The following is a 23,674-nucleotide window of genomic DNA, read 5'->3' as shown; positions in this document are numbered from 1 at the left end:
TGCTTTACTAAATAAGCAGTTCGCACTAGTTTCTCATTGATTTAAAATTTTAAAAAGTGACAAAAATGATTATCAACTATATGCGTTTAAAGCCTAATAAAAGAATTTTATTCTGCTGTGTAATTACCCTATTTTCTAATGTTTTGTACGCTTCAGACGTTGAGCGAAATAGTGATTTTTCAGCCTTACCTTTGTTTAGACACGAGGGAATAAAGTTTGAAGGTGCATTCCGTTTGCCCCTGACTGAATCAGGTGACTCTAGAATTGCATACTCAGAAGGTACGTTCACGTTAACTGATGATGCAAAGTCATTTTTTGTAGTGGGGCATGCACATCATCAAGCGATCGCTGAAATGTCAGTACCGAAAATCATCAAGTCTAAAAATTTAGATAAATTAAAGATGGCAAAAATTCTCCAGCCGTATAAAGCGCATTTAAAGAGGTTGAAAAATAAACAGAAAATCAAATTAGATAAGATTACAGGCTTAGAGTATGTTGACGGGCAGCTGTGGGTGAATGCTGTCGAAAAATATGATGCAAATGCTAATGAAAAACTGACAAGCTTTATAATTCGAGATGCTAAGAATTTAGAGAAAACTAAGTTGAGCGGACTCTATTCGTTAAAAGGTAGTGCACATGCCGCTGGGTGGGTTAGCCCAGTACCAGAGCCATGGCGAGCTCGCTGGCAAAGTGATTATCTAACAGGTTACGCAAGTAATGTCTCGATCAATTCTAGACTAAGTATTGGACCAACTGCTTTTCTATTTTATCCATTTACAGCTTTAACCGGTGACGTAAACAAAGGCTTTTTACCTACCACTCCTCTACTGGACTTCTCTTTAAAGCACCCACTGCATCCTGATAGATATAATGACTCGGGTGAGAATGATTTATGGACCGAAGTTTCTGAAGGCATTTACGGTTTTATTATCCCTAGAAGCAATTCTTATTTTGTATTAGGAAACTCCGGTGGGCACAAAGGAGGAATAGGTTATAAAGCCAAGCAAGATAACGGCAATGTTTGCGGTGGTCCGTGTAGTAAAAAAGCGAAAGATAACTACAACTATTTTTGGTCATGGAAAGTTAATGAATTAAATAAGACAAAAGAAGATGGGATGGCGCCATATGCACATAGACCCTATGAATATGGCTATTTTGACAAGTCGTCTAAGCATTGGAAAATAATTGGTGCAGATTTTCACAGTAAAACAAATCGTTTGTTCGTGTTGTATGCTCATAGAGACTACAAACAGAGTAAATACGAAAACGCACCTCTAATGTTGGTATATAAGTTAGACCAACTTTAAATCAAGTTCTAGGCGTTCAGTAAATGCTTCAAATATTGTTGTTTGCCATGACTCACATCGGGTGTGTTGTCATGTCTTTTGCACGTGCCCCCGTGTACGCGTTTGTTCTCTATCAGGCGATATATTTTATTCATCCAGCGAATCGCTGGTGGGGATATATGGTCCCGAACCTGCCATATTCCTTCATGTCGGTTGCATTTATGTTTTTGTTAGTTGCTGTTAACTTTCGCACAGTAAAAAACAATAGGTTCTATAAAGTGCCGACGTTTAAATGGCAATTGCTACTTTTGTTGGTCACTTGGTTTACGTACACGCAGGCAATTGCACCGTGGCATCATTCGCAGTTGCTCGACGCATACACCAAGATGTTCATTATTTTATTGCTAGCCTTCTTACTTATTTCTAACGCAAAGCACTTAAATATTGCCATTTGGGGTTATCTGTTTGGGGCTTGGTTTAGTAGTTTTATTGTGTTTCAAACAGGAAGAAATGCAGGAGACAGAGTTGAGGGGGTTGGCACTGTTGATGCGCCTGAAGCAAATGGATTAGCAGCAGCGTTGGCTCCAGCGATTGTTATTAACCTGTATTATTTTTGGGTGTCTCGCACTATAAAAGAAAAAGCATTTTTTGCAATCGCAGGTGTGTTTACTGCCAATGCAATAGTACTTATTAACAGTAGAGCGTCCTTTTTAGCGGTAGCAATAAGCGTAAGCTACTTTATGTGGAAGCTCTTTTTTTCTTCGTTTCAAAGGCCAAGGCAAAAAGCAACGGTAGCATGGATAGCTATCTTAGGGCTTTGCGGTGCAGCATACATAGTTGATTATGGTTTTATTGAACGCATGAAGACCATTAAATCTGAAGAAAAAACTGCTCAGAAAGAAACAGGTAAAACACGGCTCACATTTTGGTCTGCCGCTGTGGAAGTTTCTAAAGATCATCCTTTAGGTTTAGGAGCAAGAGGCTTCGACGCTGTTTCGCACGTATATGTACCATCTAATGTCGATACCGGCCAATCTAGAAACAGGTCCGTCCACTCTACGTGGTTAGAAGTATTAACAGAGCAAGGCTACACGGGCTTTATTCTATTTATTTTTTTGCTCTCCTCGGCCTACTTTACCCTTAGAAAAATTAGAAAATCATTAATAGAAGAGGGAAACATAGACGCGTACTTTAAAATGTATGCTCTGCAGTGTTCACTCATGTGTTTTGCGGTGTCTATGACATTCATGAACAGGTTTAGAGCAGAAATATTAGGTTGGTTAATACTATTTGTTGCAGCGTCTTATAATGTTTACTTCTTAAAAAGAAATACCATTGATAAAAAGGGATTGATGTCAAAATGACAAGGGTAATAGTGGTTAGCCCAGTAGTATCGCACAAAGCAATGTCTGGTAACTCTGAGCGAGTGAGACAATTAGTAAGTATATTAGAATCATTGGGTTGCGAAGTTCACTTTATACTTCATCCTATTCGTGAAATTAGCGATAGGAGGAATGGAGACGCAATGGTTGAGCACTATGGTCCACGATACTACGAGCTGAATAATGGCCAGATATTTGAAGGTACTTGGTATCAGCGCTTATTGAATTTCTTCAAACGTAAAACACCTCTTAAAAAGTTTGCTTTTATAAAAGATAAAATATTCGAAGATGCATACGTTACTAGAAGTCTTAGCGAAGAATTTAAAAGTATTGTAGAAAAAGTAAAACCTACAGCCGTTATTTGTGAGTATGTCTTGTTATCTAAGCTGGTTGAGGGACTCGAAGAAAATATCGTCAGAATTGTAGATACTCATGATAGGTTTGCAAACAGAAATAAACGTATAAGAGAGCGCAATGGCCACGGCTTGTGGTGGGAATTGACAGACGACCAAGAAAGATTCCTTCTCAAGCGCTTCGACTACGCACTGGCGATTCAAAGAAATGAAGCGAAACTATTTTCATCTTGTCTAGAAGGGGTTAATACTAAGGTAGTGACGTTGGACATACTTGAGCCCGCGAGACGCAAAGTTTATTTAACTGACAATCCGCATGTTATCGGGTTTATTGGTTCACAGAATCAACACAATAAAGAGGGCTTAGAGTGCTTCATTGAGAGTCATTGGGACAATATTCGAAGCGCTATACCCAATGCAGAGCTGCATATTGCCGGTGCCATATACACAGAAATAGAGGTAAGAAAAATACCCGGCATTAGCTTTTTAGGCAGGGTTGATTCGCTAGCTGAATATTATGACTCGTGTGCATTTTGTATTAACCCTTGTTTGACTGGTTCAGGCTTAAAGATAAAGTCGGTAGAGTCTTTGACGTACGGCAAACCGCTGGTGACGTCGCATGAAGGCGCAGAGGGTATTGAGCACGCTAATGGGAAAGGCATGTTTATTTTTTCCATCGAAGAGCATGGTTTTGGGAAAACCTGTATAGCATTATTAGAAAACAGAGTATTAACTGACGAAATGGGCAGCGCAGCACTAGAATTCATTAACAAATCAGTGAAGATTAATAAAAACGCACTAAGCTATCTTTTACCTTGTGATAAAGTTGCTGATAAATTGGAATTGGCTAATTGAACGTTCGTAATTCGGTAATACTATCTGCTATATCTCAATATCTTTTAAAGATAATTGGCTTTGTAAACGTAATCATTATGGCTCGTTTATTAACTCCGGACGAGCTTGGGGTTTATGCCATCGCAGGAGCGGTGGTGTTAATAGCTTCAGAGTTAAAACTCATGGGGACAACAAGCTACTTGATTAGAGAAAAAGAACTAACAGAAGCTAAGGTACGAAGTGGAGTAGGGCTATCTATTATTTTCTCTTGGGGTTTGGGCCTTTCTCTTGCTGCATCTTCTAATTATTTATCATTGTTTTTTGACGAGCCGCGAGTTGCTCCCGTTTTTTACATATTGTCACTCAATTTTATATTTGCACCTTTCACAAGTGTAACCACCTCTTTGCTTTCGAGAAACTTGCAATTTGACAAGCTTGTCAAAGTAAATATCTTGACAGAAGTCAGTCGTTTTCTTGCCTCTCTTGTTTTAGTTTTAATGGGGTTGGGTATTTTGGGGCTAGCATGGGGCCTTCTGTTCGGTTCATTGGTAGAAGCAATTCTCGTTTATATCTTTCGCCCTTCTGCTGCTAGGTTTATTCCTAGTTTTAAGGGCTTAAAACCTATTTTCAAATTTGGCTTTTACTCGTCAATGACTAACCTTCTTGCTAGGTTTGATGCAAATGCGCCAGATCTAGTGATCGGTAAGCTTGGAACCACCGCACAAGTTGCGTTTTTCTCTCGAGGTGTGGGGTTTTATCAGTTTATCACTACTCTCATATCCTCTGGCGTATGGCCCGTGGTATTACCTTATTTGTCTGGGGTCAACAGAGATGGTGGTAATATGAAAGAGGCGTATATTCGAGCGAGCCTTTTAATGGGTGGGGTTTGCTGGCCAATTCTTGCTGCCGCTGGTGTCATGAGTTACCCAATTATTATGCTGCTATTTGGAGAGCAGTGGTTAGACACGGTTCCCTTAGCCGCTATCCTATCAATTTGGGCCATTTTACGGCTTGTTCATAATTTTTCTCCACAACTGCTGATGGCGGTTCACAAAGAAAGAGTTATGCTGCTTAAGCAATTAGTTCTGTTTACGCTAACACTAACCCTTGTATATTTCGCTTACCCTTATGGTCTCAAGTATGTGGCATGGGCGATGGCCTTCGTTGGCTTTGCTGATTTTGTTGTGGGTTCAATAGCAGTCTATTTCGCGACTGGACTTTCGATTTTTACTTTTTCGAAAGCGATGTTTAAAAATGTCATGTTAACCGCAATGTGCTTTGGCGTTGCCACTGTCGGGGATTTTATATTGGATTATCGAGCACTTCCGGCTTATTTAAGTTTAGTTCTAATGGGACCGATTCTGGTGATTACTTGGTTGGTAGGAGTATGGTCGACTAAGCACCCTTTATGGGGTGAAGTCTTACAATTGAGTAAACCTCTTATATTAAAAGTAGCAAGGAAAGGTTGATTGTGAATCGCCCTCTAATAGGCTTTTACCCCGCGACTAATTGGCATGCATACCAAAAAGCAATGGCTCAAGCGCTTGAAAAAAACGGTTTTGAGGTAAAGATTGGTCATGAATTTACTGACAAAGCACTTATGGCTTCCAAAGAAAGTGTCATTCACTTTCATTGGATAGAGCGCTTTTGGGAAGGTGGTACGCTTTTTCAGCAACTAAAGTCCATAATTGGCATGTTACGGTTCATGAAAAGAGCGAAGCGATTGGGCAAAGTGATCGTTTGGACCGTACATAACCACAAGCCTCACGGCAGAGTCACTTGGGCTGATTGGGTTGGTGTTCGCCTATTCTGTTTTTATTCTGACATTGTTGCATGCCACAGTGAGTGGTCTAAAAAGTGGATAGAAAGTTCAATGATGACGAGAGCTAAGGTGTGCATTGTTTATCATGGAAACTTCAATAAAACTTTTATACCGGTCGAAGACAACACGAAATTAAAGAAAAGGTTTGGTATTAAGGAAAAGCAAATATGTATTGGCTTAGTTGGCGAAATTCGACCAAACCGTGGACACGAATTGGCACTAGAGTCTTTAAGAAATGTCGAGAATGCGCAACTCTTGATTGCTGGGCGCTGTAAAGACAAAGCATATTTAGCCTTACTGGCCGAACGGATAACTAACTACGGTTTAGGTGATAGGGTAAGGTTAGTGAGTAAAAACCTAACAGACACTGAATTTAACGAGTTTTTAGCTATTTCTGATATCTCGCTGTTGCCGTATAAAGACATAACAACAAGTGGAGCGTTGTTAGCTTCTTGGACTGTTGGTACACCTGTTGTTGCAAGTCGACTGCCTTACTTTTCAGAAATGATTAAAGAGAATGACAATATTGGACAACTCTTTGATATTAATTCTTCACGTTCACTTACTAGTACTCTCAAAGAGCTATCCGACAAATATACCCACGAACATTGGATTGAGAAAAGGAAGCAGACGCTAGAAGAAGCCAAGAAGTACGATTGGAATAGGGTGATACGTCCTTTAGTAACGGAGATTAAGTCAAAGGTTACCTTGCATGAGGTAGATAAGCTGAATTGACCAAGCGATTAAACTGGTTTTCTTCAGAGAAGCGCAGAGAGATTGTTTGCGCATCCTTCTCTAGCAAACTCTCTTTTGCTTCTTTTTTCACTCTAAGCGCTATGGCTCGAGTCAGACTTTCTATACTGTCATCGTCCGTTAACACAGGGGCATTTAATGGTGACAATATCTCGGATAACCCGCTATTGTTTCTGGCAACAACAGGCTTGCGTGCCAATACAGCCTCTACCGCAACACGTCCAAATGGCTCTTCAATACTAGGAATAAGAACAGCATTTGATGCAGCAAATGCCGGTTTTGTGTTAGTTACAAAACCCGTGAAAATAAAGTATTCGGCTAATTTAGCTTTTTCAATCTGCTCTTGCATTTCTGTAGCGATGCCTGAATTGGTGACGTCTTCGCCGACTATGACAAATTTAACGTTGGGATAGCTCGCAAAAAAACCGGTTAGCTGCAAGCTTCGAGCTGCTGCTACAAGGTCCAAATGACCTTTACCTGGATTGATATTTCCAATAACCAACATCAGAAAAACGTCGCTTTTAATGTTGAAAAGCTCTCTGAACGAAGATTCATCATTATGTGGATAGTATTCTTTTTCGTGGAAAAAGTTATACAAGACCATCGAACGCGACTCGTCAAATAAGGTGGGATTCAGTGCAAGAGTTCGTTTGAGGTTGTATTCACTATTAAACAGGCATAACGTAGGAGGAACATCTAATAAATACTCGCCTATGTTTCCACTAATAAAGTGCCTAAAATGACATAGTATAGGTATATTTAGCAGCTTTGCTGCTAATGAAAAATATTTATAGCAGTAAACATCGTTTGCATGGATTAGGTTTGGCCTTTCCTTGACAAGCAAAAGCAATATTTTTGCAAACATCCAAGCTATACGTGCTGATGGCTTATCATAAAATCGAGTTTGTATTATTTGGTATCTAATTTTCAACTTTGTTAACTCCATCGAAAGTCTGCCTTCAGCCGGAACGAACACAATTGGAATATCGCCGCGCTCTCTTAGCGATCTACATATAGATATTAAGGATTTATTTCCACCACCCATTTTCTCAGAGTTTGCTATAAATATAATTTTCATTAAACGCTTACACTTTATTTTTTATCAGGCTTGTTAGATAGTTATAGTCAGCCTTCATACGTTTTTCGTCTTGCTCGCATATGTATTGCATACCGTTAAGTTCACTCGTTTTGGTAACCAAGTTCTCCCTTTCGAAGTCTTTGTCATACTGACTGATAGTGTCGGCTAAAATACGCGCCGCAATGAAGCAGTTATGGTTTTGTTCAATAAATTTTCTTGGTTCATAAAGTTTGTAGTTGTTTATTGTATTTAGAATATCTTCGCTCAATGATGTTTCGCTAGAATACTTGCCAGTGTTTTCATTAATATATGGGTACTGCATACCAAAATTGAAACCCGACCTAACAATACACGGAGTATTGCAACACATTCCTTCGATAATGGCGCGGTTTAAACCCTCAAAACGAGACCAGAGAACATTTACTTTTGAGCGGGATAAAAGCGAAGATACTTCTGAGGGCGAGATCCACTGATGGAACTCCAACCAATCTAGAACGCCATATTCTTCAGCTTGCCGCTTGATATCTTCTATCTCTAAATCGTTTGGATACCCGACTAATACAACCTTGAGCTTATTCCCTTTTGCCTTAATTTTTTTGAGCGCCTTGAAAAACTCTTGGTGCCTTTTAAACTTTGCCCATGCAGCTATCATTATTACATCGATATCACGCTCTACCGTACAATTAGCCCCAAACATCTTAGGGTTTATCCACCAGTTAGCACTCAACTTAACAGGGACAATATTGGCGTTTATCGATTGTAGAAATTTATAATCTCTTTGCTCGTAAGCCATAACGAAGACAGGAGAGGTTAAATGGGCAAAAGCTAAGATTGCCTCTTCACAAAGCCCATTCCAGCTTGGTTCTAATACGATATGGTATTTTTTTGCTACCTCTTGGAAATCAAACGATTTGAGAAAAATTAAAAAATAATAGCTGTAAGCAATAATTATTACGCCTTTAGAGCTTGCATTCGCAGGGGCTATCACTGTAATTATTGATGGCATCATTGCTTGTGGTTCATCAAGAAACCTCTTATATCGTTCAATATTTTGGATGTTGCTTAAAAAATCCTCAAGAACCTCTTTGGGTAACGAGTTTTCTTTTCCTACTAAAAAGTTTGTTCTAACCTTTCTAACGCAAAAGTTAAAAGTTCCGGGCCAATTCAGTCTAAAAACCGTGGATAAAAATGATAAATACTTACTAGGCCTTTGCTTAACATAATATGAATTTGCCAAATAAATAAGCGGTAAAAAAACAACTTTGGCCTTGTTGTAGTCGTACTTTATCATCTCGATTAATTTATCTTTCATTATTCTTTACCAGAGTTTTTTTGACTAAAAAATAACGATAAGTTCGATTCGCAATGGTTTTCATGTTCCAAAAACCATTCATCTTTAGCAAATTCTTTCCACTTATGTTGGGGCGGGGGCTGAATAACTTTCGAGAGCTCGTTGATATCGCCATTTAGACCTAAATTATTGAACATGCTTTGGATGCAGTCATGCGGGGAATAAGCCAAGTCTTCAAAAGACACGGAATGGTCGGCCCATTCAGTACCAAACAAGTATGAAAGCTTCCATAGATAATAAAACCTTTGGTAAGGATGACGAGTTACTGCTGGGTCTAGAAAAGGGTAAAAGTCGGCGAGGTCTTCACACCAAACGTCTAGGTAGAACGCATCTTCGTAGGTTGATTCGATATTCGAAGCAGTCATTACTTTCTTGTTTGTTAAAAAAGAAGCCCAGACATCTCTTGGGTTTCGGTATAGGTGAATTATTTTAGCTTTTGGGTAGTGCTTTTTGATCCAAGGTAATCGAAGGTCGATGCGATTAAACTGCATAACTGGTGTTCCTTTCGTATTTTCAATAATGCAGTCTATGAAATGCTCCATGTTTGGATTATATGACTTTTCATCCATGTAAATTTGTTTGTGAATCCATTTTTCGTCATAGAACTTTGAAAGGTCTGATAGCTCTTTATACTCGTGCCAATAATCGTCAACACCAACATGAGTTTTATCAACGTGATTCCCTCTTGTCTCTTCATCGAACCATTTACGCTCATTGAAAGGTTCATAATAGCTCGTACAGCCTTCAATATTACGAAACAAATTCCAAAGTAACGTTGATCCACTCCGAAAACGACTAGTTATAAAGATAACACCTTCCCCCTTTAAGTGTTTAGAAGGTTTCTGAATAAGGTAAGGTGAGGGTTTATTGTCAAAAGGTATTGAAGTTCTCACGCGCTTGGGGCCGTTTGAACGAATAGATTGAAGAACAGCTCTGTCTTCTAGCGTCTTTATTAAAATATTGACAATTATTGACTTGATTAATTTTTTCATCTATTGAGTGTTTTCTTGTAAAGCTGTTTATAGTTTTCAACCATAGTGCCGGAGACGAAATTTTCGCAAAAGCGAAGTTTTCCATTCTCTCCAAAACGTTTAATTAAATGTGGAGATTCTAGTAGGCATTTCATTGCCTGACTAAATTGAAACTCATTGTCATTCTCTGATACAAAGCCATTCTCTTTATTTTTTATTATCTCGCGGTTTCCGCCAGCATCAGTCACTATACAAGGCTTTGAAAAACTCATCGCTTCAAGTAATGTCATCGATGTCCCTTCGCTAAAAGATGACAATAGAAAAACATCGATGCATTCAAGGTGGTCGCTAGGGTTCTTAATGTAGCCAGTAAGGATTACGTCTTTTTCTAAAGATAGCTGCTTAATTTGCGATTCAATATTTCCTCTTTCCTCGCCGTCACCTACGATAAGTAATTTGGTGTCAGGGAACTCCAAATTAACTTTTTTAAAGGCTTCTATCATCATTCGATGGTTCTTGATTGGATCGAGCCTTGCAATTGTACCAAAAACAATATGGCTCTCAGTAATGTTCAGAGAAAGGCGTACTTTGGAGGAGCGAGAAGGTGATGAGGTAAGTGCTTTGATGCCATTGTAGATCACGCGAATATTTTTCTCGGGTATAAACTCATATTTGCAGAGAGCTTGTTTTGTAGCTTCCGATATAGCAGTGATATCACTTGTAAGCTGGACAAGAAATGGGTTAACGACACGGCGTTTCCAGCTAGAGCTGTCAGGGTAAAAGCGGCCATGCTCTGTAAATATTGTTTTGGCCGACGTTCCAATTGCTGCTAAAGCACCGTAGACCCACGGGGTGTACTGATGACAATGTACAATATCAATTTTATTAGCTTTTATGGTTTCTCTTAAAGAGCGGATAACTGAGAAATCGAAACCCTCTTTTCGCGATAGAGTATGGATAGCAATGGCTTTATTTTGTAAATCTTCGCCCCAAGGGCCCAACGGCTTTTCAATACAAAATATCGACATCGTAACATCTGGGTCGGTATTACCCTCGATAATATTTTTAATAACCATCTCAGTGCCGCCGATACGCATATCATATGTAACGTGTAATACCTTCATTGGATGCTCTCCGATTGAGGTATATAGCGATTAAACCACATTTGAAACATGAGTATGCTCCATAGAATACTACCATGGTCGTGTTTGCTAGACTGATGTTCGTGCCAAAGCTTCATAACTTCACTTTTTTCCAAGTATTCAAAAACCCCATAATCTGCATTAACTATGAATTTTTCTGAGAGCAGTTTTAACTCCCCCCTAAACCACTGTGCTAGTGGAACAGAAAAGCCCATTTTTTTTCTGTGAAGGAGGTCGGTTGGAATAAACGGAACGAGCGCTTCTTTCAAAATGCGCTTTTTTATTCCTTCGTTAAACTTTTGTTCTGAAGGAATAGAAGCAGCGAATTCTGCAATTTGGTAGTCGAGTAATGGAGCCCTAACTTCCAAGTGATTAGCCATACTCATTCTGTCTACTTTAACTAAAATTCCACCAGTTAAGTAGGTTTTAATATCAGTGTAAAGCAGCTTGCTTAAGTGGTCTGGACCATCCGCCTCCTCATATTTATCAAGAGTAATACGACTAGGATGATAATTTCCGAGCGCTCGCGCTACGTCGGGTTTAACAAGTTTGCTCCAGGTTTCGTCGGTCATTTGGCTGTTCGTGATGTAAAAGCCCATGGCAGGTGACTGGCTTAAGCTATTTAACAGCGATTTGGCTCTTTTTGCTATGTTTAAAGGGATTGTGCCAGCTAACTTAGCTAAAGGTGGAAAAAGTTTTTCCCGAACTTTTTTTGGAAACTTATCCCTTAACTTTTTTTCAATGTCATCAATGGCGTATTTTTCATAACCAGCAAACATTTCATCACCACCATCACCTGCAATGGCAACTGTAACTTCTTTACGGGCTAATTCAGATACAAAAAATGTGGGCACCAGCGAGGGGTCGGCGAAGGGCTCATCAAAGTATTGTGCTATTTCTTCAAGCCGATCAGCAACATTTTGATGGACTGTAAATTCATGGTGTTCGGTGTTGTATTTTTGCGCAATTTCTTTTGCAAATTCTGCTTCGTTGTATTTTTTGTTATCAAAGCCAATGGTACAGGTCTTAACTGGCTTGTCGCTATTGTTGGCCATTAGGGCAACTACACCAGAGCTATCCACACCGCCGCTCAAGAATGCACCGAGTGGAACATCACTTATCATGCGTTGACGAGTTGTCTCGTTAAGCAAAGAGAGCAGTTTGTCCTTATTGTCTTCTATTGAATCACTAGAAGTATGGGTAAAGCTCAAATCCCAGTACTGACGCTGTTTAATGCCATCTTTGGTTACTAACATGTAATGCGCTGGCGGCAGTTTGTGAATGTCTTCAAATATACTCTTGGGGTCGGGGACATACTGGTATGCGAAAAAATCGTAAACGGCATCCAGCCTAATTTTACGCGGAATGTTCTCTAAGGTTAGGAGCGCTTTGATTTCAGAGGCAAACGCAAACCGGCCATCTTTACTAAAGTAGTAAAGCGGCTTTTTGCCTAAGCGATCACGGGCAATAAATAGCTGACCTTGTTGTTTGTCCCACAAAGCGAATGCAAACATCCCGTTCAAACGATGGATACACTCTACGCCTTCTTTTTTATACAGGGCCAGGATAACTTCGGTATCTGAGTGAGAATTGAAGACCACGCCTTCTTGTTCTAGCGTTTCTCGTAACTCAAGGAAGTTGTATATTTCGCCGTTAAACACAATGACGTAATTACCACAGCCGGAAAACATAGGTTGATTGCCGGCTTCGGACAAGTCAATGATGCTAAGACGTCTATGGCAAAGGCCTACGCTATCGTCGATATAAGTGCCGCCTGCATCGGGTCCTCGGTGGTAGATGGCGTTACCCATTTTTACCAAAGATGCCTCATTGCCCTCGGGGTGGTTAAGTAAACTGAACCCTGCTATTCCACACACAATATTGTTTCCCTATAAGCTAATATGCGGTCTTATTCTTTTACCTATCTCAACAGTGAGAGGAAGTGGCAGCTTGCACCACACTCGTTCTGCCATCGCTTTTATCGATTCTTTCATTCCATTATTAGAAGCCGCTTCTTGTTGATTTACAACATTGCTTCGCGGATAGTGATACCAATCGAGAAGATAAGGCTCTGCGCCCCATTGCTTTTTGAATTTAAATGTACCTTCATTGAACGTGCTGCGTCCAAAGTCAAATTCGCGAATACCATTGTCTGCGCAATGCGCCAGTACATTCCAATAAAGCTTCATATTAGGCGCTAACTTATTAAATTCGCGCACTGTTGACGCCCACGGTATAGATGCTTTGTTGTTATTCTTAAGCACAATGCCTGCGCCTATTGGCGCGTCGTCGTGGTAAACCACACTAATATAGCAAGCAGTATTGTAGCCACGCGCTATGTTTAAAAACCATTCTAAACTATGTGCAGGTGAACCGAGATCACGCATATTTGTCACGTACACTGTGTAAAAATCACTTACAAGTTCAGGAGAGTTACCGCCTTTAGACGTTAATCCATTCTTATCGGCTTTTTTTATTTGGCTGCGCAATTTCGATTTAAACGATTTAAGCAAAATGTCGCTACTGTCAGGTAACGGTAAGCGCATTTGCACTTTTTTACCCGCTAGAAAGCTATTGTCTGCGGTTTGTTGCGCATGACAACTCCGAACTTCAAAGTACTTCGCGTTAACGTGCTTTTCTTTTAAATGAGCGAGTAAATAGGCTTCAATATCAGGCGAGTCAGCCAAAGGAAAACCTACATCACAATAAGGAAGGGCGCATAGCCTTTCACCTAGTATCCACGATGTTAATTTTACCGCTGGAACGACACCCACAATACGACCGTCTTGTTCGTTAATGGCGAGCATGCCTTCGCATTGCATCCCATATACGTTTTCGGATACGCGCTGCCATGCTGCATTGTGGTAAGGCGTTGCGAAGGGGTGAGAAGAAACGTACCGGTTCCAGTCTGATACATTTCGCTCGTTAAGTGGAACTAATTTTAGTGTTGTGTCTACGTTCACGTTTGTACCCAGTCCTAGTCACTAAAATGCGTATTAATCTTATGCTTCAGCAAAGCTGACGCCTCTGATATTGTGCAAAATCTCACGTTGGCTTTAGCATGTAAGTGTTTTATGACTTCTGACATACGCCCGCAAATACGCTGGTAGGCATTATCAACTTGCAGCAGCCCTGTTACGCCATCTAGTAAGCTTGAGCTATGTAAATACATATGAATTACTGGGTATTGTTTTTCTAAACATATATTCACAAGCATCTTCATTGAAGTACTGTCGGTTAATTCCGGACTTAAATAGAGCTTGCGAAGTATATTCGTGTGCCATAACAACCCAACAGGCTTAGCCAGCCTCAATGGACTTTTCGCTAAAAACGTGTGGATATTGTCGGCATACTTAAAATGAGAACGATTGAAGCCTGCTGTAATGGGAAGCTCCATCAAATTGCGTTGTGCCCCTTCCACATCGGCGTTTTCAAAGCTTGGCCAGTAGGGCGTGCTATCTCGGTTTTTGCAACTAAAATAGGTGTTTTCGTAAAATGGATAAACGCTACTATCTACCTTAAAACCGCGCTCTACGAGCAATTCAAGGGTAGAGCCATTAATTCCCCACCGCCCACTCCGAAACGACATCGGCGCCTGGCCTATATTAGTGATCAGGCGTTCAATCAGATGATCCAGCTTCGCTTTAACGTGGTCTTTTGGCAAATTGACAACGTGAGATTTTGCCTCGTCTGTTTTACCGAAAAATGGCGGGTTACACCAAGGATGAAGGTGGGCACCAATTTCCGCTCTTTTCTTCGACGCAAACGTTCGCAATACGTCAGAACTAAACGTGTCGTTGGCAACCGCATAATCGACAAAATAAGTGGGTTTAATACCCAATGACTCACAAAATTCCTGAAAAGCAGGCAGCTTTTCTATGTTTTTCACTGAGCAGTCTGTCTCTGGGAAGTCGTTACTCCATTCCCACTCTTCTTCCGTATCTACACTCAGTACAAATAAAACGTCCTGCTTATCCATTGCTTACTCAGTTAACATTTTTTTGAAGAGTGAATAGTACTCGCTGGCCATTCTTTTCGCTGAAAAACTATCTTCAACAAATTGACGTGATACCCGCGCTAGACGTGTTGCATAGTCGTTATCGTCTAATAGCGTTATCCAGTCCTTTTGCAGCTGTTCAAAATCATGTAAAGATGCCAGTAACCCCGTTTTTTTATGCGTAATCAACTGGTCTATGCCTGCGATGTCGTACGCCGATACTGGAATTTCCATTGCGCACGCTTCCATCAGACAGCGAGGAATGCCTTCCAGCGTTGATGTCATAACGAATAAGTCAAAATCTTTGAGTAATTCGAGCCTATCGTCACGGAACCCTAAGAATTGAATAGCGTTTACGCTTGATAAGGTTTCGCTATATGCTTCCAATTCTTGCCTGCTATCACCGTCTCCGAGCAGTATTAGTTCGATATCTTGTCGTTGAGCGTAAAGCACGTCAAAACAATCCAGTATTGCTTTGATATTCTTTCGGCTAATCATTTGACCCACAAAGCCTATGCGCTTTTTCTCACCCGCAGGTTTGACGACTTTAGTTTCTCTTACAGCGTCAACCTCGGATAGGTCGACACCGTTTTGAATATACTCAAGCTTCGGCGGTTTAATGCCAAATTTCTTTACGTCTTCCATAAGCTGTTTTGATAGCGGCACAACTTTGTCTGCTAATCGCATTGATTGGCAGCCTAGCCAGATAAAGGTCCGTAACTTGATATCCGCAGCATTTTCAAAGCCATGGGGCGTTACAACGCAAGGGATCCCCGCTTTTCTTGCTGCTAATACGCCCAAAATATCTGATTTGTACCCGTGGGTATGAATCACATCAATACCATGGCGCCTAATAAGTTCTGCAAGCTTTGAAATAGCGCCTAAGTCAAAACGATTGCGCATTGCTATCTGGTGGGTTTGGCCCAACGAAGAAAACTGCTTTAAAAGCTCTAAATCTTCGGTTCCAGGCTCTAGCGTCACCACTAAATGATTCTCTACATCTTGGGGCATATGTTTACTTAGTGCCAAGATCCATCTTTCAGCTCCATAGAAGCCCGTTGAACAAATAAACTGTAATACTTTCATTGTAATTATCTGTGTGTAGGTGTAGCTAGCGCACCTTTAATTCCTAATAAAGTGCCGAGAACCCGAGCGGGAAAATACAAGCAATAAAAAAGCAGGCAGTAATACATGTTCACACTGCCACCGGTGAGCTTTTTCAATCTACCCGTATACACTGCCAAGGGCAATATAGTTAGTACGCTTGCCATAATAACTAAACTCATGTTCGAGTACAGCAGCGCTACTAATAAAAATGCGACGCCCAGTGTAACAGCAAAAGGTATAAAGAAGCTGGGAAGTTCTCGCAAGGGAATGGACCGGCCTTTTATTGATGCTAAGTTTGACTGTCCTCGCCAAATTTCTTTTTTGAACATGGGCAAAAAGGCTTTGTCTTCTCCTAAATGCACATAATTGGACGCAGAGGTATAAAGTAAGCGACCTGTTTCAGCCACTTTTTGCGTAAAGTAGTAGTCTTCACAGGTTTGCAAGTGCTCTGGGAACCCGCCGACAGAATGGAATGTTGTTTTCGATAAAAAGAGGTTTCGACCGGGTAAAAAGGTCACTGTTTGATCTAGTTCAGCATTGCTTAGGGCGGTTCTAATCTTTTCCAGCGGTGGCGCTGATTCGGAGCATTTCTGCATAGCACTGCATAACACTATATCTTCGTTTTCTTCCAACAACTCCGCCATGGCCTGTGCCCATTTGGGCTCAAGTGCTACGTCTGCATCCAAGAAAGCGAGGTATTCACCTTGTGCCGCTGATGCACCTAGATTACGTGAATGCGATATAGTGTGCTTACTATCATTTAACATGAGAGTTAAAGGAATTTGCTTCTTTAGCTCATAAAGCGCATTTGAAAATGTCTTGTTTTGGCTTACCACTATAACTTCATATTCATCTTCGGAAAGTGTTTGCATACCCACGCTCTGAAGCGTTTGTATCAACATTTCTTCTCGCCCTTTGTGCGGGATAATAAAACTTACTTTAACCGTCACGGTTTTCCTATCCATTTTTGAAGTTGTGGGAAACGTTTTGCCAATTGGCTTCTCTCTTTGCTGAAAGAAAAGTTCTTGATTGTATAAAATAACAATGCAGTAAACGCGCTTTTCCTGTGCTCTTTCATGTTGAACTTTACCTGCTCCATTGGCTGAGGAAGCTCTGAATAAACGTCGTAATGGGCATTTTGCATCATTAGACATAGTACTCGTGTTGAATCTGTCTCAGTACTTAGTGACAGTCTTTCGTGAATTCCTTTTGTGAGAGTACTCAACTTGTTATCTATATCTTCACTGCAATTCAAATACGCTTTTGCAAAACTCAATATGCAGAGTTTGCGTAAATCTTGACCCGTCCATGTATCGTTTGGAAACTCGAGTATATCTGGTTTTTCTAGATAAACGTATTCATTATCTATCATCCATTTGACATAGTGGCATAGTGATTGTACCGCATAGCTGTAGTCAAAATCGCTTTCCAAACGCTGTTCTTTGATATAGATAAAACGGCACAACGCTTGTAAGAAAACCGTGTAAAACCAGGTCAGCTCAACATTTTGCAAATCTCTTTGAGTGATATCGTCTTCAGGCGATACAGTGTTAGCTATTATTGTTGCGCATTTGGCTAGATCCTCAGTGTTGCCCTGCAGGTCGAATCGATCCATCAAAGCTTGTAAATAGTTAGCTGTGCCTCTGTCTAAAGGATAGGCGCCCGTAAGTATATTTTTGAGGCCTATGTTTCCAGCATTCTTGAGCGCAAGCAAAGTACCAATAACTGTGCCGTCGCCTTCGTAATAAAGCTCTATCCAATTGCAGATAGACAGCATAGCTGATTTTGATACTTCACTACCTGTTAAGTAATAGTGAAGCAAAAGTCCGTTGGTGTAGCAGTGTTGTCCGCCGGGTCCACCGCCGCCAGCGTGATCTTGGTATACATCGTTTGGCTGTAATGATGAATAGGTTCTGTGTGTAGCTGTGTATGCTTGAACATAGTGATCAGTGTGCCAAAACAAGCCACCCGAGTATTCTGGTTTATCTAATGAAGTATGATAAACATCAATGTTAGCGACGTGCTTTGCTAGGTTATCGGCAAGTCTTTTCCATTTTATGTTTCCACTGCAAAACCACTGGCAGAGCATTCCTGAAATGGGGTCGTACTGATTATTGTAGTGCGACACAAAACTCTCATCGTGTGGAATGTTTCCCCGCTCGTGGTCGGCGTATAGTTCACCGTAATTACGCCACCCATAAACATCTGCTCGTTTTCTTTTTTCAAAAAAACTATTGTTGCCGTCAACGGCTTTTCTTATTAATGAATCAAACGGGTTATTATCTCGAGGCGCAGAGAATAATGGAAAAAATTGATGAGAACTTGTCAAAGATTGCGCTATCTCAACGTCGAATTCTAAAATCGATTCGTAGCCAATTGAAAACTGTCTAGTAAGCTGTTCTCCTGGCTGCAATTCCTGAGTAGGCGCTAATGCAGAACCAAGCAAGCTGTATTGGGCGGTTTTGCCTTCTACAATAAGTGATGACGGAAAATGTTGCCAAAAGTCAGCCACTTCTATCACCAAATCATTCTTGGCTTCTGCTTTGCAGATTAACATTGGTTGAATAGTACACCCTTTCAATAAGCATTTGTCGTTGGCAAGTGCTTCAAACCCCTTAAAAGGCAATGTAACGTCGTTGGAGTGATCAACGTGGATTCTGTTTTTCCATTGCTCACCGCCACTGGAAGCTTGAAAAATGGTTGTAGGGTGTTGTGCCCCTTCCAGTTCTGAAGCGCAGATCGTCGCTTCGCCCTTTATCAACTGAATTGTTAAGCCTAATTCAGATACCGCTATCGAATTCGGGTCGCCCAAGTCCCATGTACCGTTGGGATGCTCTGCAGCTGAGGGGTTGGTTACCGTTAAAGTACACAGCACGGTACCAGAGCTAAGAAATATGTGAAGCTCTTGAAATATAGTTATCTTTTGGTTTTCGTTCACAACGTCAAATAATTGAGATGTTTTTACTGCCTCATGAGAAAGCCCATTTGATAAGTACTCATACTCTTTATGTTTTAAACCAGCTTGGTCAATTGCTTGGCCATTAAAGTGCATTGATATATTTGCGCGCAGAGGAAGTTCTATCTTAGCAGGCTGTTGAAGAGATACTCGACAAACAGGCTCTAGGCTTGTCTTAATTGTTAATATGTTAGAAGACTCTGAAACCACTAATTCTTCTTCACGTACATCAGGCTTAACAGGGCGCACACAAAATGTTGCCGAACCGTTCGCTTGAAGGTGAACTATTCCCGCTACAAGAAGCCATTTTACTGAGCCATCCTCCCAAAGCTTCTCTACCGAAATATACACATCTGAGAGTTGCTGTTGTTCGTCGAAAACAGCTAGAAGCTCATTTGCAGTGAAAAAACCTTTTGTAACCGGAATACCTTGTTTGAACGACCCTAAGCCAGAAAAAGCTGACGTATTAGTTATCTTAAATGGTAGTGAATTCATGTCTTCGTTTTTTGTTTAAGTTTAAAAAATAACTGTTTCAAGCTTCGGAGCAAATGAATAAGCGTACCACGCAAATTGCGTTTGGTTAGTCGTAGTGTTTTTAGGTTATAAACTTCCGTTGAAAGGGACTGTTTATATTGCGCATACCCGGCCAAAAAGTCATATTCGTGCTTACCCAGACTTTTATAATGCTTAATCATTTGAGTGTGGAGAATGTAACCGGGTTTAATCTTTTTATTAGGTATGTTGTAGTTTATGCCAGAACAATAAAACCCGACGTGATGTTCATCAATTAAGTTGAGACTCACACCAATTAGTATGCTTCCAGCATAAACAGCAATTAACTCTGCATTGTCTGGATAGTCTAAAATCAAAGTCAAAAGATGCTTTCTAAAAATCTGGTTATTAAAGCCGCTTCCGAACTCACTATTGCACCATTTTTCGATGTGAAGATTTGAAAGCAAGTCAAAATAATCTAATTTTTCTTGAGCAGAGCGTGCTTTTCTAACGAGTAGTTTACCAAAGTTCTCTTGTAATAATTTAGCTGATTTTCTTACTTGATAGCGGGTGTTTTTTGATAGGTAACTCAATTCATCAGATATTGACGTTAAGCTAACTTTCGCTCCAAAACAGTTTTCTACTTCTGTGTACCAGTTTTTTTCAGTCGCTTTAATCCAACCAGATACTGTTGGCGCGAGTGAAACTGTTAATTCGTCTATTTCTTCTTGGTTAAGCACTTCTATCAATGCTGTGATGCACTTTTGTTCATTTTCTGCAGCGCAAAAAATTCGATTGTATTCTACCCAGACTTGATCATGCTCAGGTATACCTGATTGATTAACTAAAGCATGGTGCCACCTAAATGGTCCATTCTTTTTTAGAACTGAGCCAACGAAAACTAGTCCTATTAAGCCTTCATCGTTGAAAAAAAGAACAAGTGTTGGGAGGGGAGTGGATGTCGCCCAAGAATTTAGCCACGCTGAGTTTATAAAGAGGTTGCGTGGCTTGAACTGTCCGCTTAACTGTTCAATATACTGACAGAACTCTATATGGCTGCAACCATTAACGACCTTTGCGTGAACCAAGTTAAAATACCTATTCAATGTAAACTGTCATGTATATAGAGAGTAATTAACTCAGGCGCGATTAATACTAGGTTGATAGTTGCTAGAAAATTAAGCGTCGAAGAGATAACCCAGTGAAATCAGTAGCATGACTTCAAACAAAATTTAGTGTGCCACATCAAAAGCAGTTAAGCACTCATAAATTGAAAGCAAACTTACTAGACTAATGATAAAGTTTTAAAAGAGGACAAAGAATATATTAATAACAATTTCAAACAGACAAAGTCACATTGGAATAGGGGAGTTCAAGTGAGTAAAATCATAAGTAATCGCTATGGTACTTCAAATAGCAAGCTGATGTGCGCCGTAATTTTATCATCATCAATGGTTCTAAGTGGGTGTGGTGAGGTGAGTAAAGAAGAGCGTTTAGCGATAGCCGACGCTGCTTCTGAAAGCGAGAAGTATGATGATGCGCTAATACAACTTAGAAGCATAGTCTTATCTGAGCCCACAGATATGGCTTCGCGAGAAAAACTTGCAAAAGTTTATTTTAATATTGGCAATTTATCAGGCGTGATAAAAGAGCTTGAGCTTGTAGAGGAATCTGTCTCTTTGAAAGATAGCGAAAGTATAGGGATGCTTTTGATGAGTTACCTTTTTATTGGAAGGTACGAGGACGCGATACTGTTTTATCAACGCAGCACTGAAGCCAAGAAACACGACGAAGCAGCTATTGTTGCGTATGTAGCTGCGATAAAAAATGGTAGTAGAGCACAAGCTGAAACTGCTCGAGTAAAAAGAGCATTATCTAACACAAAGTCTGACCTCTTCTTAGCAGTATCCAACTATGTAAATAAAAACTTCGCGAAATCAAAGAGCTATATCGAGAAAGTTGAAGCACCTTTCTTTCTTTTCCCATTATTGACCGACTTAAAAGCACAACTCGCTATGAAATCAGGAGAAAATGAAAAAGCTGTTGCGCATATGACAGAACTCTTAGACATTTGGCCTAATATTGCGATTGTACAGATCACTTCAGCACATGCTTTCGCTTTAAACGGTGAGTATGACAAAGCGTTCAACATAATTAATTCAGTATCTTCTGAAGCTCGTTCTCCATGGTTGGATAAAATTTCCGCCGAAATTTATCTTAGAAAAAATGAGAATGAGAGTGCATTAAAAGCTGCTGAAGAAGCTATTGATAAAGGGTTATCTATAGAAGATAACTTCATAATCGCAGGAACTGCTGCTTTTAAACTCGGTAGAAACGAAACCGCATATGAATATCTTAAAAAAGCCTATGCTAAAAATCCACAGAATGCCTATACAATGCGGCTTTTATCAGGGGTCAGCATTGAACTAGGTTATGTCGACGAATCCATCGAACTTATGAAAGCGGCTGATTTTTCTAATGCAGACAACGTTGCCTTTATTGCCAATACCAGTGAATACCTGAGCCAGGTTGGAAAAAATCAAGAGGCAGGCGAGTTGATAAAAGAGGTCCATTCTCGAAATCCTGCAAATGCATCGCTCCTATACAAATTGATTGCTCACAATATTGATAATGAAAATTTAGATAGTTTCGAGCTTGATATTAAACGCCTAGAAAATCTTGGTGGCCCTTCTCTTCAACTCTTAGCAGTGAAACTGAAAAAGCTAATCAAGGATGGCCAATATGAACAAGCAATCGCTTTGACAGAGGAAAATAGAACTAACGTTCCACCAGAAGAAAGCGAAATTTTGTCTCTACTTTACTCGACTGTTCAAGTGAATAATAAACAATATCAAAAAGCGCTTGATGAAATTGAAAAAATTGAAGACAACGAAAACTCTGACTTGCTGAATTTAAAAATGTTAAGTGCATATGGAGCAGGGCAGATTGACCTAGCAACTGATGCTGCACAAAGGCTTGTGGAGTTGAATCAAAATTCAGCTAGTGTACTTCAATTATTACAAATGCTTGAAGAGAACAATAATCTAGACACAGAGAGTGCGTTAAGGAGATGGAAGGCGAAGAGTGACTCTCCAGCTCTTTATGACGCTGGGCTAATGTATCTTTACATTTACAAAGGTGAGCCTAACCGTGCATTTCAAATTGCACAAAGTAACGAAGTTGCATTGTCTTATATAGAAAACCGCCTTTGGCTGAATACGCTAATCGAGATAGGTGAAAAAGCAGAAATACTCAGCTACACAAACAAGTTATTGACTCAGGAGGACGTCGGTGAAAACCCCAAGATATTTGCTGATATCATTGCGTTTTACTTGAGAAACTCTTTTAATCAAGAAGCATTAAGCGCTAGCGAGAGCGCTCTTAATACGTTTCCTGACGAAGTGAGCTTTAAGATTGCAAAGCTTGAAAGTCTTATTAACCTGGGAGCTCTTGAAAGAGCTGAAGTTGCCATAAATTCATTAAAAAATAACGATGTGCCGAAATGGTTAGTAACTCACTTCGAAGGGCTTGTAAGTCTTCGTAGTGGTGACGTTAAATCTGCTAAATCACAATTAGAGCAGGCATTACTTATCAATCCAAGTGTCCCTACAGCTCTGTTAGTAGCGCAACTTAATAAAGAATCAGAACCTCTGACAGGACTAAATGCTCTCGAGAGTGTTTTTATAGATTCTAATAACGAAAAAGATCTACATATACTTGCAGAGTATGCCGCTTCGGTAGGTTTTTTAGATAGAGCACTAGCCTACTATGACCAGATTGTCTATAACTTCCCAGAATCACATATTGCACTTAATAACAAAGCAAACATATTGATTGAAAAAGAGAAGTTTACTGAGGCAATAGAGCTCGCAGAAAATGCTTATAATATTCGCCAGAATCCTGCCTACTTAGATACAAAAGGTTGGGCTGAATACAAAGCTGGTCAAGTTGATCGCGCAGTAAGTACATTTAAGTTGCTACTCGAAAGTCAGCCTCGCTACGAAGCAGCAGCAGTCCATCTTGCTGAAATCTATCTTGCTCAGGGAGATAGGGCATCTGCATCGAAACTTAAGCAAGCTTTTCAATCATCAGAGAACAGTAGATTCAAGAGCAGTTGGGAAGTCATAGATTAGTGTCAGCTTGTTTTACA

Annotated in this window: 17 protein-coding genes; 6 read left to right on the top strand and 11 right to left on the bottom strand. The window is 40.2% G+C overall.

Annotated elements, in window-relative coordinates:
- Positions 1-65 precede the first annotated feature (65 nt).
- The 5 genes from MADE_RS13525 (at position 66) to MADE_RS13505 (ending at position 6,412) form a co-directional block, all read left to right on the top strand.
- Complete coding sequence (locus MADE_RS13525; protein ID WP_012519069.1) at positions 66-1,307, top strand: hypothetical protein; 1,242 nt, start codon at positions 66-68, stop codon at positions 1,305-1,307.
- 365 nt (positions 1,308-1,672) lie between these two features.
- Positions 1,673-2,650: an O-antigen ligase family protein gene (locus MADE_RS13520; RefSeq protein ID WP_158318451.1), complete on the top strand. Its 978-nt coding sequence runs from the start codon at positions 1,673-1,675 to the stop codon at positions 2,648-2,650.
- The gene (locus tag MADE_RS13515; protein ID WP_080663239.1) at positions 2,647-3,876 is read left to right on the top strand and encodes a glycosyltransferase; all 1,230 of its coding nucleotides are present in this window, start codon (positions 2,647-2,649) and stop codon (positions 3,874-3,876) included. The genes MADE_RS13520 and MADE_RS13515 overlap by 4 nt, the downstream gene beginning before the upstream one ends.
- Positions 3,873-5,324 carry a lipopolysaccharide biosynthesis protein gene (locus MADE_RS13510; RefSeq protein WP_012519066.1) on the top strand — a complete coding sequence of 484 codons (1,452 nt, stop codon included), beginning with the start codon at positions 3,873-3,875 and terminating at the stop codon, positions 5,322-5,324. Before MADE_RS13515 ends, MADE_RS13510 begins: the two co-directional genes overlap by 4 nt.
- Positions 5,325-5,326: 2 nt before the next feature.
- Positions 5,327-6,412: a glycosyltransferase family 4 protein gene (locus tag MADE_RS13505; protein ID WP_012519065.1), complete on the top strand. Its 1,086-nt coding sequence runs from the start codon at positions 5,327-5,329 to the stop codon at positions 6,410-6,412.
- Here MADE_RS13505 and MADE_RS13500 read toward each other — a convergent pair.
- From MADE_RS13500 to MADE_RS13450, 11 genes are all read right to left on the bottom strand, one after another.
- Positions 6,381-7,508, bottom strand: a complete 1,128-nt coding sequence (locus tag MADE_RS13500; protein WP_012519064.1) for a glycosyltransferase family 4 protein — start codon at positions 7,506-7,508, stop codon at positions 6,381-6,383. The genes MADE_RS13505 and MADE_RS13500 overlap by 32 nt on opposite strands.
- A gap of 7 nt (positions 7,509-7,515) precedes the next feature.
- Complete coding sequence (locus MADE_RS13495) at positions 7,516-8,820, bottom strand: glycosyltransferase (RefSeq protein ID WP_012519063.1); 1,305 nt, start codon at positions 8,818-8,820, stop codon at positions 7,516-7,518.
- The gene (locus MADE_RS13490) at positions 8,820-9,620 is read right to left on the bottom strand and encodes a sulfotransferase (RefSeq protein WP_232363063.1); all 801 of its coding nucleotides are present in this window, start codon (positions 9,618-9,620) and stop codon (positions 8,820-8,822) included. Before MADE_RS13490 ends, MADE_RS13495 begins: the two co-directional genes overlap by 1 nt.
- 227 nt (positions 9,621-9,847) lie before the next feature.
- Positions 9,848-10,954: a glycosyltransferase gene (locus MADE_RS13485; RefSeq protein ID WP_012519061.1), complete on the bottom strand. Its 1,107-nt coding sequence runs from the start codon at positions 10,952-10,954 to the stop codon at positions 9,848-9,850.
- Positions 10,951-12,849, bottom strand: a complete 1,899-nt coding sequence (asnB, locus tag MADE_RS13480; RefSeq protein ID WP_012519060.1) for an asparagine synthase (glutamine-hydrolyzing) — start codon at positions 12,847-12,849, stop codon at positions 10,951-10,953. Before asnB ends, MADE_RS13485 begins: the two co-directional genes overlap by 4 nt.
- A gap of 12 nt (positions 12,850-12,861) precedes the next feature.
- Positions 12,862-13,935, bottom strand: coding sequence for a GNAT family N-acetyltransferase (locus tag MADE_RS13475; protein WP_012519059.1), 1,074 nt, complete (start codon positions 13,933-13,935; stop codon positions 12,862-12,864).
- A gap of 14 nt (positions 13,936-13,949) precedes the next feature.
- On the bottom strand, positions 13,950-14,951 hold the full coding sequence (locus MADE_RS13470) for a polysaccharide deacetylase family protein (protein WP_012519058.1): 1,002 nt from the start codon (positions 14,949-14,951) through the stop codon (positions 13,950-13,952).
- Positions 14,952-14,954: 3 nt separating this feature from the next.
- Positions 14,955-16,055, bottom strand: a complete 1,101-nt coding sequence (locus MADE_RS13465; protein WP_012519057.1) for a glycosyltransferase — start codon at positions 16,053-16,055, stop codon at positions 14,955-14,957.
- A 5-nt stretch (positions 16,056-16,060) separates the two neighbouring features.
- Entirely contained in the window at positions 16,061-17,026 is a 966-nt protein-coding gene (locus MADE_RS13460) for a glycosyltransferase family 2 protein (protein ID WP_012519056.1), read from the bottom strand.
- On the bottom strand, positions 17,023-19,527 hold the full coding sequence (locus MADE_RS13455) for a hypothetical protein (RefSeq protein WP_012519055.1): 2,505 nt from the start codon (positions 19,525-19,527) through the stop codon (positions 17,023-17,025). Before MADE_RS13455 ends, MADE_RS13460 begins: the two co-directional genes overlap by 4 nt.
- Positions 19,524-20,612, bottom strand: coding sequence for a GNAT family N-acetyltransferase (locus MADE_RS13450; protein ID WP_012519054.1), 1,089 nt, complete (start codon positions 20,610-20,612; stop codon positions 19,524-19,526). Before MADE_RS13450 ends, MADE_RS13455 begins: the two co-directional genes overlap by 4 nt.
- Before the next feature lie 288 nt (positions 20,613-20,900).
- Here MADE_RS13450 and MADE_RS13445 point away from each other — a divergent pair, with 288 nt between their 5' ends.
- A complete protein-coding gene (locus tag MADE_RS13445) occupies positions 20,901-23,657 on the top strand; it encodes a tetratricopeptide repeat protein (protein ID WP_012519053.1) in 2,757 nt (918 codons plus the stop codon).
- Positions 23,658-23,674: the final 17 nt, after the last annotated feature.

This window comes from Alteromonas mediterranea DE (assembly GCF_000020585.3).
Classification (GTDB): Bacteria; Pseudomonadota; Gammaproteobacteria; order Enterobacterales; family Alteromonadaceae; genus Alteromonas; species Alteromonas mediterranea.
The sequence above is the reverse complement of the archived record's forward strand: the minus strand, read 5'-3'. Positions and strand labels throughout refer to the sequence as shown.

What these genes read in the sequence shown, in the direction of transcription:
- MADE_RS13525 (WP_012519069.1), top strand. Translation starts at nt 66, where the DNA reads ATGATTATCAACTATATGCGTTTAAAGCCTAATAAAAGAATTTTATTC.
- MADE_RS13520 (WP_158318451.1), top strand. Translation starts at nt 1,673, where the DNA reads ATGTTCATTATTTTATTGCTAGCCTTCTTACTTATTTCTAACGCAAAG.
- MADE_RS13515 (WP_080663239.1), top strand. Translation starts at nt 2,647, where the DNA reads ATGACAAGGGTAATAGTGGTTAGCCCAGTAGTATCGCACAAAGCAATG.
- MADE_RS13500 (WP_012519064.1), bottom strand. Translation starts at nt 7,508, where the DNA reads ATGAAAATTATATTTATAGCAAACTCTGAGAAAATGGGTGGTGGAAAT.
- MADE_RS13495 (WP_012519063.1), bottom strand. Translation starts at nt 8,820, where the DNA reads ATGAAAGATAAATTAATCGAGATGATAAAGTACGACTACAACAAGGCC.
- MADE_RS13485 (WP_012519061.1), bottom strand. Translation starts at nt 10,954, where the DNA reads ATGAAGGTATTACACGTTACATATGATATGCGTATCGGCGGCACTGAG.
- MADE_RS13470 (WP_012519058.1), bottom strand. Translation starts at nt 14,951, where the DNA reads ATGGATAAGCAGGACGTTTTATTTGTACTGAGTGTAGATACGGAAGAA.
- MADE_RS13465 (WP_012519057.1), bottom strand. Translation starts at nt 16,055, where the DNA reads ATGAAAGTATTACAGTTTATTTGTTCAACGGGCTTCTATGGAGCTGAA.
- MADE_RS13455 (WP_012519055.1), bottom strand. Translation starts at nt 19,527, where the DNA reads ATGAATTCACTACCATTTAAGATAACTAATACGTCAGCTTTTTCTGGC.